Raw genomic sequence first — 11,642 nt, 5'->3', positions numbered from 1 at the left:
ACAATCTAGAAAAAAAGTTCTAGACATCGAGTTCTAGACTGGGTATTCTAGCGTCATGCTAAAAAATACCTCCACTCCCCATCCCACGGCCGCCGAACTGGACCTGCTGCGCATCCTGTGGCAGCGCGGTCCGTCCGACGCCCGCGCCGTGTACGACGCCCTGGCCGCAGAACGCGCCGACGCCAGCTACGCCACCGTGCTGCGCCAGCTGCAGCTGATGCATGGCAAGGGCCTGCTGAGCCGCGATGAGAGCCAGCGGCCGCAGCTGTATGCTGCCGTCGAAGCGCAGGAAAAGCTGCAGACCAGTTTGCTCAAGGACTTGATCGGCAAGGTGTTTTCCGGTTCCGGCAAGGCACTGGTGCTGACGGCGCTGCGCGAGCACGTGAGCGACGCGGAACGCCTGGAAATTGAAAAAATCCTGCGGAGCAAGGACGGCAAGACGCCATGAACCTGGACATGCATCTCGGCATCGATGTGGGCAAGCTTGTCCCCGCGCTGGGCTGGGTCTTGCTGTATTTCGTCTGGCAGGGCGTGATCGTCGGTGCCGTCTCCGCTGTCCTGCTGCGGCTGCTGCGCCACGCCAGCGCACGCTCGCGCTATGCCGTCTGCGCGCTGGCGCTGCTGCTGTGCCTGTGTATTCCCCTCGTGCACCTGCTGTCGCTGCTGTCGCACGCTACGCCCGCCCGCCTGGCGATGGAGGCGCCGCCCACCTGGCGCGCCGCGCTGCAAGCGTGGATGCCGGCCCTGGTGCTGGCCTGGGGTGCCGGCGTCGGATTGATGAGCTTGCGCCTGTGCCTGGGCCTGGCCTGGGTCGGCAAGCTGCGCCGCCAGGCAGTGGCCGCACCGGCCATCTGGCAGGCGCGCGTCGATGCGCTGGCGCAGCGCATGGGCTTGCATCGCAGCCGCCAGGTGCCGCTCAAGCTGCATGCGGGCTTGTCCAGCCCCGTGACGGTGGGCTTCTGGCGCCCCGTCATCCTGCTGCCGGCTGCCTTGCTGAGCGGCATGCCCGTCGCCTTGCTGGAAGCGCTGCTGGCGCATGAACTGGCACACGTGCGGCGCTGGGATTACCTGGTCAATCTGTTGCAAAGCGTGGCCGAGGCGCTGCTGTTTTTTCACCCCGTCGTCTGGTGGCTGTCGGCGCGCATGCGGGCCGAGCGGGAACAGGTGGCCGACGCCCTGGCGGCGCAAGCGCTGCAGGACCCGCAGCAGCTGGCCACGGCGCTGCATGCGCTGTCCCTGCACGCTGTCGCGCCCAGCCAGCCGGGCTTGCTGATGTCGGCCCGGGGCGGGGCCTTGCTGACGCGCATAGAACGCCTGCTGGCGCCCGGTCCCGACACGGCCGGCTGGAAGCTGGCCTTGCCTGCCTTGCTGCTGGCCTGCGCCACCCTGCTGCTGCAGGTGCAGGGCAAGCCTGCCGTCAACGGGGCGATCCTGGCCGATGCCGCCGCCGGCATGCTGGCCTTGCCCGTCAGCGCAAAACACATGCTGGTATTCGATGACGCCAGCGGCAAGGTGCTGATGGCGAAAGATGCGGATGCCGTCGTGCCCATCGCCTCGATCACCAAGCTGATGACGGCCATGGTGGTGCTGGACGCGGGCCTCGATCCCGATGAAAAGCTGCGCATCGTGCACGCGGACGGCGACTCGTCGATGCAGCGCCGCGGCGTGCTGGCCGATGGCGCGGCCGTGTCGCGCGGCGCGCTGTTGCAACTGGCGCTGCTGCCGTCCGAAAACCGGGCCGCCGCCGCGCTGGCGCGCACCTATCCCGGCGGCAGCACGGCCTTTGCGCAAGCGCTGCAGGCGAAGATCCACCAGCTGGGATTGCGCCGCACCACTCTGACGGAGCCGGTCGGCAGTTCGCCTGCGAATACGTCCACGGCCACGGAGGTGGCGAAGATCGTGGCGGCGGCAGCGCGCTATCCGGACATCGCGCGCATCACCAGCCACCCGCAGGCCAGCGTGGCCGTCAATGGCCGGACGCGCACCTTGCACAACACCAATCCGCTGGTGGGCGGCAAGGGCTGGGACATCCTGCTGTCGAAGACGGGCAGCAGCAACGAGGCGGGCAGCTGCCTGACCATGCGCATGCGCAGCGGCGGCAAGCACGTCACCGTGGTGCTGCTGGACGCCGATGGCGCGCAGCGGCGCTCGCTAGACGCGGGCAATATCCGCGACACCCTGGCCGGCAGGACGGGCCATATGTACTGATCCCCCCTGGCGCGCCGCGTCGCGGCCGCCTTTCTTTTTTACACTCTGGAGATGATGATGACACTATTGGCGAAGTTGATGCTGGCTACGGTTGCGACCATGGCAGCGGGTACGGTGCAGGCAAAGACGCCCGCACCGGTGCAGGATAAACCTGTCAATTGCGACAGTTGCAAGGAATGGAACGCGCCCGTCAAGCCGTTCAATGTCTTTGGCAATACCTGGTACGTGGGCACGGCCGGCCTGTCCGCCGTGCTGGTGACCAGCCCGCAGGGCCATATCCTGCTGGACGGCGCGCTGCCGCAATCGGCGCCCCTGATCATTGCCAGCATCCAGGCGCTGGGCTTTCGCATCGAGGATGTGAAATACATCCTCAATTCCCACGCGCACTGGGACCATGCGGGCGGCATTGCGGCACTGCAACGGGCCAGCGGCGCTACCGTGGTAGCCAGCGCCTCGGGCGCCCTCGGCTTGCAAAGTGGCACCAATGGCAAGGACGATCCGCAGTACCAGGCCAATCCCGTCGTGCATGTGGCCAAGGTCGCCAAGGTCAAGGTGGTGGGCGAGGGCGATGCCGTGAAGGTGGGGCCGCTGACCCTGACGGCCCACATGACGCCAGGCCATACGCCGGGCGGCACGACGTGGACCTGGACTTCGTGCGAAGGCGACCGCTGCCTGGACGTCGTGTATGCGGACAGCCTGAACCCGTATGCGAGCGGCGATTTCACTTACACAGGCAAGGGCAAGACGCGCGACATTTCGGCCTCGTTCGAAGCGAGCATCGCCAAGGTGTCCGCCTTGCCATGCGACATCATCATTCCCGTGCATCCGGGCACGACGGACGTGCTGGGCAAGGCGGCCAGACGCAACGGCGCGGACAATCCCCTGATCGACGCCGGCGCGTGCCGCGCCTACGCTGCCGAAGCGGGCGGCTTGCTGGCCAAGCGCCTGGCGAAAGAGCGGGGCGAAACGCTGCCCGCCGAGGCCAAGGGCGCTGCGCACGCGCATTAAGCCGTCTTACTGTGCCGCCTGCTGCTGTTTCTGCAGGCGTGTCAGGAACACCGTCATTTCCTTGACGGCTTGCAGGTCGCCTTGCTGCCGGGCCACCGTCATACCGGTGGTCCAGGCGGCCTGCGCTTCATCGGGCCGGCCCAGTTGGAGCAAGGCCTTGCCCAGCAGTTTCCAGGCGGCCGAGTAGCCGGCTTGCTGCACGGTGGCTTGCGCCAGGTGGATGGCCGCTTGCTCCGCATCATTGTCCTTCAGGCAGGCATCGCCCAGGCCAAAGCGCAGCAGGGCGTTGTCGCGTCCGCCCGCCAGCAGTTTTTCCAGCTTTTCACGCATTCCCGGTCCCCCCATTTTTACCTCCGTTAATATGCAAGTTTATGCTTGCATATTAACGCTTCCCGGCCCATGAAACAAGCGGCCTTCAGTCCGCGACATCGACTACCAGCTTGCCGCGCGCGCTGCCGTCCATCTGGGCCGCATGCGCGTCGTGCGCCGTGCGCAAGCCAAACCGGCGGGCATCGAGGCGCACGCGCAGCTTGCCCGCATCGACCAGCTTGTTAGCTTCACGCAAGATCGCGCCATGGCGCGCGTGGCCCTGTCCGCTCAACAGGGGCAGCAGGGTGAACACGCCCGAATAGCTGGCCGCGCGCGCCGTCAGCGCACTGAGGTCGAACGTGCCCCAGCCCAGGCAGCTGACGACGTGGCCGCCATGCAGCCTGGCTGCCTTGAAGCTGGCGTCCAGGGTGGCGCCGCCCACCGTGTCGTAGACGATGTCGAAACCGGCGCCGCCCGTGTGTTCGGCCACGTAGCCGTCCACCGTGCTGGTCCGGTAATCGATGAAGCGCGCGCCCAGCGCCTCGATAGTGTCGCGGCTGGCCGCGCTGCCCGTGGCAAATACGGTGGCGCCCTGGGCCACGGCCAGCTGCACGGCCATGTGGCCCACGCCGCCCGCGCCGCCATGCACGAGCACCGTGTCGCCCGCCTGCACGCGGGCGCGGTCCATCAAACCTTCCCAGGCCGTGATGAAGACGAGGGGCAGGGCGGCCGCCTCGCGCAGGCTCAGCGATTCCGGCACGGGCGCCAGCAGGGCGGCATCGAAGACGCCGTATTCGGCCAGCGAGCCCTGGATGCCGCCGATGCCGCCCGCCATGCCATAGACTGTTGCGCCAACGTGAAAAGTCGTCACGCCGTCGCCCAGCGCCGCCACCGTGCCGGCCACATCGATGCCGAGGATGGCGGGCAGGCGGGGGCGTGCGTGCGGGGCGGTGCCGGCGGCGATCTTCGTGTCCAGCGGATTGACGCCGCTGGCGGCGATGCGCACGAGGACTTGCCCGGGGCCGGGCTGCGGCACGGGCAGGTGCTCAATGGTCATGGGGGCGGCAAAGCTGGTGAGGACGAGGGCTTGCATGGGATTCTCCTGTGGTTGATGCCGCAGTCTAGGCGGGGACGGCACAAGGAAAAACGGGGCGCGGCCCGATGCACTATTTCAGTATCGTGGATAATCGCCTGCACAACAGGAGGAATCGAACATGGACAGGCTGGAAGCAATGCAGGTGTTTTGCGCCGTGGTCGAGGCGGGCGGCTTCAGCAAGGCGGCGCAGCGCCTGGGCATTTCCACCTCGTCCGTGACAAACCAGGTGGCGGCGCTGGAAAAGCATTTCGGCGTGCGCCTCTTGCAGCGCACCACGCGCAGCATGTCGCTCACGGCCGAAGGGATGCAATGCCATGCGCAGGCGCGCCAGATGCTGGCCAGCATGGCGGCGCTGGAATCGAGCCTGCTGCAGGCGGCCGAGCGGCCATCGGGCAGCTTGCGCGTGGATATGCCCAGCAGCATCAGCCGCAACCTGGTGGCGCCCGCCTTGCCCCGCTTTATCGCCGCCTACCCCGACATCGCCCTGCGCCTGACCGTCAGCGACCGCCTGGTCGACATGGTAGAAGAGGGCATCGACGTGATGCTGCGCATCGGCGCGCCACAGGACTCGTCGCTGGTGGCGCGCAGCCTGCTCACGATGGATTATCTGTGCTGCGCCTCGCCCGCCTTTGTCGCCCGGCATGGCATGCCGCAGTCGCCGCAGGAACTGGAGCGGTTTGCCTGCCTGCATTTCCTGTATCCGAAATCGCGGCTGGTGCGGCCGTGGCTGTTCCAGGCCGACGGGGGCGGTGAAGCCTATGCGCACACGCCGCCCGCCGCCCTGGCTTTCGACCATATCGAATCGATGATCGCCGCCGCCCAGGCCGGCTGCGGCATCGTGCAGGCGCTGTCCGTCTCCGTGCTGCAGCCGCTGCGCGAAGGCAGCCTGGTACCCGTGCTGCAACCGTTTCGCACGCGGGGACCGGACTTGTGGGCGCTGTTCCACCCGCGCCAGCTGCGGGCAGCCAAGGTGCAAGTGTTCGTGGATTTTCTGGCGCAGATCTTCCGCACAGGCTTTAATGAGAATTGATTATCAATTATAATGCAAGCCTATTGCATTGATTTGCGCTCTCGTCAGGAATTCCATGTCCATGTCCATGTCCGTATCTTACCGCCGCCCCGTTGCGCTTTTGCTGGCCGCCGCCTCTCCCCTGGTGTTGGCAGCCGACCCTGGCGCCGACAAGCCCGATGCGCCGGACGTTGTCACCGTCAAGGCGGAGCGCCAGCATTACCGCAGCCTGTCCGCCACGGGCGCCACCAAGACGGATGCATTGCTGATGGATCTGCCGCAAAGCGTGCGCGTGCTCACCGGCGACCTGCTGCGCGATGCGGGCGTGACGACCCTGGCCGGCGCGCTGGACCTGGCCAGCGGCATTGCAAAACAAAGCCCGCTGGGCGGCCTGTGGGACAGCTACGCCATGCGCGGCTTCACGGGCGATCCGAATTTCGGCTCCGACTACATGGTCAACGGTTTCAGTTCCAGCCGCGGCTACAACGGCATGCGCGACGGGGGCAATACGCAGACCGTGGAAGTGCTGAAAGGCCCGGCGTCGGCCCTGTACGGCCGGGGCGAACCGGGCGGCACGGTAAACATCACGACGAAAAAGCCGAAGTTCGCGCCCGAATACAGCGCCGACCTGTCCTTCGGCAGTTTCCAGACGCGTCGCGCCGCCGTGGACTTGACGGGGCCCGTGAGCGACACCATCGCCTACCGCCTGAACGCCGCGCATGAAGAAGGGCACAGCTTCCGCGATACCTTGAAGGTCGAGCGCAGCCTGTTTTCGCCTTCCTTCCTCTGGCTGCTGGGCGAACACACGAGCGTATCGTATGAAATTGAAGCGGTGCAGCAGCGCGCACCGTTCGACCGGGGCGTGGTGGCCGTGAACGGCAAGCTGGGGGCCCTGCCCGTGTCGCGCTTCCTGGGCGAACCGGGCGACGGTCCCATGACGGTCAGGTCGCTGGGGCAGCAGCTGTTCATTCACCACGCGCTGTCGGACGACTGGACGCTGCAGGCGGGCGCTTCCTACCGCGACAGCGAATTGAAGGGTTTTTCGACCGAGGCGAACAAGCTGCTGGCCGATGGCCGCACCCTGAACCGCCAGCGCCGCCACCGCGATTTTTCCGCCACCGACGTGTCGGCCCGCGTGGAGTTGCTGGGCAAGTTCAGGACGGGCGCGCTGGCGCACGAGGTGCTGGCCGGCGTCGATGCCTATCATTTCGACGACCACCGGGTGCAGCTGCGCCGCAATCCCACTGCCGCCAATGCGTATGCCATCGATATTTTCAATCCCGCGTACGGCGGCAAGGCCGATCCCCTGGCCCTGTCCATCGACACGCAGGAAGGGCAAAGGGCGCGCGGCCTGTATGTGCAGGACCAGCTGGACCTGGGCGCGCAATGGAAGGCCCTGGCCGGCGTGCGCCACGACACGTACACGCAGGACGTGAGGAACAATCGTCTGAACGTCAGCAACCGCCAGTCGCTGTCGGCCACCAGTCCGCGCGCGGGCCTCGTGTACCAGCCGTCGAAAGCGTGGTCCCTGTATGCGAGCGCGGCCAAGGGTTTCCGGCCCAACAGCGGCATCAGCATCGCCAACCAGGCATTTCCGGCCGAGCGCAGCCGCTCGTATGAGCTGGGAGCGAAGCTGGAAACGGGCAAGCTGACGGGCACCGTGGCCGTGTACGATATCCGCAAGCGCAATGTGCTGACGACCAATCCCGCCAACACGGACTTTGCCATCGCGGCGGGCGAGGTGGGCAGCCGGGGCCTGGAACTGGACGTGTCGGGCGAAGTGGCGCGCGGCCTGCGCGTCTCGGGCGCCTACGCCTACACCAACGCCACCGTCACGCGCGGCGACGCGACGATCGTGACGGGCAGCCGCTTTGCCAACGTGCCGCGCCACAGCGCCAACCTGCTGGCCACGCAGCAGTTCGCGCTGGGCACGGGCACGGCCAGCGTGGGCGGCGGCGTGCACCATGTGGGCGAGCGCCTGGGCGACGTGGCCGTCAGCAGCAGTTTCACCCTGCCGGCCTACACGACGGCCAGGTTGCTGGCATCGTATGCGCCCAACGCGCAATTGCGCCTGGCGTTGAACGTGGAAAACCTGTTCAACCGCAGCTACTATGCCAGTTCCTACAGCCCATTGTGGGTGGCGCCGGGGGCCGAGCGCACGCTCACCTTGAATGCGCATTACCGTTTTTAAGCTATCGCCATGACATCGACTTCCTCTACACCCCTGCGCGCCCGCATCGCCGTCATCGACGTCATGCGCGGCCTCGTCATGCTGATCATGCTGTTCGACCATGTGCGCGAAACCGTCTTCCTCCATCATCAGGTCAGCGACCCGATGGATGCGGCCGGCGTCGATCCGGCCCTGTTCTTCACGCGCCTGGCGGCCCACGTGTGCGCACCCATGTTCGTCTTTTTGACGGGTTTGTCCGCCTGGCTGTATGCGCATCCGGCCGCCGGCCCCCGCAGCGCGGCGGGTTTTTTGTTCAAGCGGGGCTTGCTGCTGGTCGTGCTGGAGCTGGTGTTCGTCAACTTCGCCTGGAGCGGGGCGTTTCCGCCCGCCGTGCTGTATCTGCAAGTGATCTGGGTCATCGGCCTGGCCATGATGGCGCTGGCCGTGCTGCACCGGCTGCCGTTAAACGTGCTGGTGCTGCTGGGCGTGGCGATCATCGCGGGCCAGCATCTGGTCACCGGCTTGCGCGCGGACGAGGGCAGCCTGGCCTATTACGCGCTGACGGTGCTGCTGCAACGCGGCTATCTGGTGGCCGATGGCGCCATGAAAATCAAGGTCAGCTACCCGCTGCTGCCGTGGATAGGCGTGATCGTGCTCGGCTATGCGGCCGGCCCCCTGTATGCACGGGAATTGTCCGCTGCCGCACGGCGGCGCTGGCTGCTGGCGCTGGGCGGGGGCAGCTTGCTGCTGCTGGCCGTGCTGCGCGGCTTCAATCTCTATGGCGAAACCTTGCCGTGGGTGGCGGGCGAGACGGCCTTGCGCACGGCCATGAGCGTGCTGAACTTTACCAAGTATCCGCCTTCGCTGGACTTCCTGCTGTTCACCCTGGGCCTGGGTTTGCTGGGCCTGGCCTGGCTGGAAAGCATCGACAACTGGTGCACGCGGGCGTGCGCCACGTTTGGCGGCGCGCCCATGTTTTACTATCTGCTGCATTTATACCTGCTGCTGGCCATCGGCCTCGTCCTGACGGCCGTGCTGGGCGCCAACCACGGTGCCCGCTACGGCGTCGAGCACATCTGGCAGGTGTGGCTGATCGCGCTGGCCCTGATGCCCGTGCTGTACTTCCCCTGCCGCGCGTTCGCCCGCTACAAGCGCACTTCGCAATGGGCATGGGTGCGCTATTTCTGATCAAGAATAACGCTTGAAAAACCGTAGCGAGCGGAAGTGCATTGCGGCTTCGGCGCGGAACTGTGCAAGAGCACAGCGAGCACCGCAGGCCGCAAGTCGCCACGCGTAGCAGGTTGTTACCCGTTATTTGCAATAGAGGCGATCAATGCTGTGCGACGACGCCAGGTAATGCCGCGTTTGCCAAGAAATCGCCACGCGGTAGGCGCAGGGCGGATCGAGCGCCACGTTGACGGGGAAGCCGCCATTGTTGCCCGATAGGTGAGGGCCGCCCGCGCCGCCGCGGAACAGGTAGTTGCCCGGCGGCGGAGGCGGCGTGAAACTGGCGGCCGGCAGCGGTGGCGGCGGGTGCTGGATGCCGTTGTTGTTGGAAATCGTGATATTGAAAAAGCGCAAATGCGGATGGTCTATCGTGTACAGGATGTGCACGAGGCCGCTTGCGATGGGGTTGCAGGCATTGCTGCGCAACTCTTCCAGGTCCAGCGCCACGATGACGGGCGAATTGTCGAAGACGATGGAGTCGAGTCCGTCCGTGGCCAGCAGCGCCAGGGTGCTTCCATCGCGCACCTCGAAACCGAGGCGGTAGCGGCGTATCGGTTCGCTCTCGGCCGCCGTCAGGCTGCGGCCCGCGTCGAGGATGGGCAAGCCGCCCGGCAGCTTGGCCGGATGCAGGCTGGTGATGGCGGGCGTATTCACGGTGAGCAAATCAAACGTGCGCAGGAAGATGTTGGGCGCCACGTTGACGACGGCCGTGGTGCCGTCGCGCATGTCCACGGTGACGGGCTTGCCATCGACGCGTATCCAGCCGCCCGGCTTCAGATCGCCCGCGTCGACGATCACCTGTGCCGAGTCGCTCAAGCCCAGTCCATTCGTGTAAAACACATAGCCGACGAGGGTGCCGAGTATCTGCGTCAGCGGCGCCAGGCTGGCCGGCGCCACCGTGGGCAGGGCCGTGGGGTCGTCGCTGCCGCCGGGCCAGGACCATTCGCCGATGAGGAAGCGGTATTCGAGCGGATTGGCGGGGATGGCGCTGTTGCGCAGCGGGCAATTGCCCTTCAGGGTGACGCCGCCGGCAAACACATACGAAGCGCCCGCGCCGCCCGCATAGCCTTGCGGGGAAAAGCCCGCCAAGGACGGAAACGGGTGGATGTCGAAGATTTCCACCTGCTGCCAATGGGGTACGCCTTCCACATCGGGCGGCAGGACGTCTTTCGAGCACAATTCCACGCAGAAGCAGTGGCCCACGTTTTCGCGGCCCGGCTGGCGGCCATCGGCCTGCGTTTCCGACACGATGGTCACGCTGCCCAGCTGCACCGTGAAATACACGTCGGGGCCGCTGGCGAATTCCACGTTGATGAACGGTGAAAACGGCGTCAAGGTGAAGTCCGACGTCAGGTAATCGATGCGGAAGCGCCCGCTGGCGTCCGTCACCGCGTCGCCCAGCGCATCGTCCTGCAGCCAGTCCGCATCGAACGCATGCACGGTGGCGCCCGCGATCGGCGTGTGGGGCGCGTCGCACGTGCGCAAGCGGCCGCAGATGGTCCAGGCGCCGAAGCGGGCGCGCACGAGGCACCAGAAACGCTGCGGCAGGCAATAGTCCCAGACGGCGAGGAAATCATTGTCGACCTGGCGCCAGCGGGGCTGCACGGTGGTGATGGAAAACTGCAGGGGCACGGGGTCTTTCGGCCCCGGCTTCAGGTGGGGCACGGTGGGGCACAGCACGTCCACTTCCACGGCCTCGCCCTGGTACCTGTCCTGTTCGCCCAGGGTAAACGTGTAGTTGCCGTCGTCGTCCGTGCGCGCCTCGGCCAGCAGGAACGGCGCTTTCGCCTGCACTTCCTCGTCCGTGAGGATGGCGAAGGTTTCCTTGGCGCTGGCCACGGCCAGGGCCGTGACGTTTTGCGATTCGCGCGGCCGGTACAGGCGCACGGTGACGTGGGATAAGGCTTCAGGACACTCGGCACAGATCAAGCCGCACAGCTTGCCGCGTAGGATGTAGGCCATGATGGCTCCCTTGCTGATGTGGAAGGCGCACCGCTCGCAGTGGCGGCGCTGTTACCAAGCTAGCAAATGGATCGCCGACAGGCTTGATCTGGCTTAAACCTGCTATCTATTTAATCAGCGCCAGGACCTCGCGAAAACGCGGGTGCATGCAGTCGTGTAACCATTCAAAGGCCAGCATCTCCACCGTCACCAGTTGCGCGCCCAGCCTGTCCAGGCGGGCCAGGGCCGCGTCGCGGCTGGCCGCCTGGCGCGAACCGACGGCGTCGATGGCGATGATCACGTCGTAGCCCAGTTCCAGCAGGCCGATGGCCGTCTGCAGCATGCAGACATGGGCTTCGCAGCCCGTGACGACGATCTGTTTTCGCCCGGGCGGCAGGATGGCTTGCAAGCCGTCAAAACAGGCGCCGAAGTGCGTCTTGTGCAAGGTGCGTTCGCACAGGGCGGCGATTTCTTCCACATTCGGCCCCAGTCCCTGGCGGTTCTGTTCCGTGCCCAGCACGGGCACGTCGAGCAGGCGGGCGATCCTGGCCAGGCGCAGGTTCTGCGCCAGCACCAGGCCCGCATCGTGAATGGCCGGCATCAAGCGGCCCTGCAGGTCGACTATCACCAGTACGGCCTGGTTCGCATCCATCAGCATGGCATCTCCTTTGATC

Annotated in this window: 10 protein-coding genes; 6 read left to right on the top strand and 4 right to left on the bottom strand. The window is 66.2% G+C overall.

The window, feature by feature from the left end:
* Nucleotides 1-55: 55 nt before the first annotated feature.
* From VPH41_RS15765 to bla, 3 genes are all read left to right on the top strand, one after another.
* Nucleotides 56-448 (top strand): BlaI/MecI/CopY family transcriptional regulator, encoded by a 393-nt coding sequence (locus VPH41_RS15765; protein ID WP_328570729.1) that lies wholly within the window; start codon nucleotides 56-58, stop codon nucleotides 446-448.
* Nucleotides 445-2,208 carry a M56 family metallopeptidase gene (locus VPH41_RS15760; RefSeq protein WP_328570728.1) on the top strand — a complete coding sequence of 588 codons (1,764 nt, stop codon included), beginning with the start codon at nucleotides 445-447 and terminating at the stop codon, nucleotides 2,206-2,208. Before VPH41_RS15765 ends, VPH41_RS15760 begins: the two co-directional genes overlap by 4 nt.
* A gap of 78 nt (nucleotides 2,209-2,286) precedes the next feature.
* On the top strand, nucleotides 2,287-3,216 hold the full coding sequence (gene bla, locus VPH41_RS15755) for a subclass B3 metallo-beta-lactamase (RefSeq protein ID WP_328570727.1): 930 nt from the start codon (nucleotides 2,287-2,289) through the stop codon (nucleotides 3,214-3,216).
* A gap of 6 nt (nucleotides 3,217-3,222) precedes the next feature.
* Here the strand turns inward: bla and VPH41_RS15750 are convergent, their stop codons facing one another.
* Together VPH41_RS15750 and VPH41_RS15745 are read right to left on the bottom strand one after the other, a co-directional pair.
* A complete protein-coding gene (locus VPH41_RS15750) occupies nucleotides 3,223-3,561 on the bottom strand; it encodes a hypothetical protein (RefSeq protein ID WP_328570726.1) in 339 nt (112 codons plus the stop codon).
* A 70-nt stretch (nucleotides 3,562-3,631) separates the two neighbouring features.
* On the bottom strand, nucleotides 3,632-4,618 hold the full coding sequence (locus VPH41_RS15745) for a zinc-dependent alcohol dehydrogenase family protein (protein WP_328570725.1): 987 nt from the start codon (nucleotides 4,616-4,618) through the stop codon (nucleotides 3,632-3,634).
* A 121-nt stretch (nucleotides 4,619-4,739) separates the two neighbouring features.
* Between VPH41_RS15745 and VPH41_RS15740 the strand changes: the two genes are divergently transcribed.
* The 3 genes from VPH41_RS15740 (at nucleotide 4,740) to VPH41_RS15730 (ending at nucleotide 8,988) form a co-directional block, all read left to right on the top strand.
* A complete protein-coding gene (locus tag VPH41_RS15740; RefSeq protein WP_328570724.1) occupies nucleotides 4,740-5,651 on the top strand; it encodes a LysR family transcriptional regulator in 912 nt (303 codons plus the stop codon).
* A gap of 61 nt (nucleotides 5,652-5,712) precedes the next feature.
* Complete coding sequence (locus VPH41_RS15735; RefSeq protein ID WP_328570723.1) at nucleotides 5,713-7,821, top strand: TonB-dependent siderophore receptor; 2,109 nt, start codon at nucleotides 5,713-5,715, stop codon at nucleotides 7,819-7,821.
* Between the two features lie 9 nt (nucleotides 7,822-7,830).
* Complete coding sequence (locus tag VPH41_RS15730) at nucleotides 7,831-8,988, top strand: DUF1624 domain-containing protein (RefSeq protein WP_328570722.1); 1,158 nt, start codon at nucleotides 7,831-7,833, stop codon at nucleotides 8,986-8,988.
* A 123-nt stretch (nucleotides 8,989-9,111) separates the two neighbouring features.
* Here VPH41_RS15730 and VPH41_RS15725 read toward each other — a convergent pair whose 3' ends face one another.
* Nucleotides 9,112-10,989: a hypothetical protein gene (locus VPH41_RS15725; RefSeq protein WP_328570721.1), complete on the bottom strand. Its 1,878-nt coding sequence runs from the start codon at nucleotides 10,987-10,989 to the stop codon at nucleotides 9,112-9,114.
* Nucleotides 10,990-11,095: 106 nt separating this feature from the next.
* Nucleotides 11,096-11,626 (bottom strand): isochorismatase family protein, encoded by a 531-nt coding sequence (locus VPH41_RS15720; protein WP_328570720.1) that lies wholly within the window; start codon nucleotides 11,624-11,626, stop codon nucleotides 11,096-11,098.
* Nucleotides 11,627-11,642 lie beyond the last annotated feature (16 nt).

The sequence above is a fragment of the Janthinobacterium sp. P210006 genome (assembly GCF_036231885.1).
Taxonomy (GTDB): Bacteria; Pseudomonadota; Gammaproteobacteria; order Burkholderiales; family Burkholderiaceae_D; genus Janthinobacterium; species Janthinobacterium violaceinigrum.
Note: the sequence above shows the minus strand (reverse complement) of the source record. Positions and strands in the feature narration are given on the sequence as shown.

Coding starts and splice junctions, on each gene's coding strand:
- VPH41_RS15765 (WP_328570729.1), top strand. CDS start 56: ATGCTAAAAAATACCTCCACTCCCCATCCCACGGCCGCCGAACTGGAC.
- VPH41_RS15730 (WP_328570722.1), top strand. CDS start 7,831: ATGACATCGACTTCCTCTACACCCCTGCGCGCCCGCATCGCCGTCATC.
- VPH41_RS15735 (WP_328570723.1), top strand. CDS start 5,713: ATGTCCATGTCCGTATCTTACCGCCGCCCCGTTGCGCTTTTGCTGGCC.
- VPH41_RS15745 (WP_328570725.1), bottom strand. CDS start 4,618: ATGCAAGCCCTCGTCCTCACCAGCTTTGCCGCCCCCATGACCATTGAG.
- VPH41_RS15750 (WP_328570726.1), bottom strand. CDS start 3,561: ATGGGGGGACCGGGAATGCGTGAAAAGCTGGAAAAACTGCTGGCGGGC.
- VPH41_RS15720 (WP_328570720.1), bottom strand. CDS start 11,626: ATGCTGATGGATGCGAACCAGGCCGTACTGGTGATAGTCGACCTGCAG.
- bla (WP_328570727.1), top strand. CDS start 2,287: ATGCTGGCTACGGTTGCGACCATGGCAGCGGGTACGGTGCAGGCAAAG.
- VPH41_RS15725 (WP_328570721.1), bottom strand. CDS start 10,989: ATGGCCTACATCCTACGCGGCAAGCTGTGCGGCTTGATCTGTGCCGAG.
- VPH41_RS15740 (WP_328570724.1), top strand. CDS start 4,740: ATGGACAGGCTGGAAGCAATGCAGGTGTTTTGCGCCGTGGTCGAGGCG.
- VPH41_RS15760 (WP_328570728.1), top strand. CDS start 445: ATGAACCTGGACATGCATCTCGGCATCGATGTGGGCAAGCTTGTCCCC.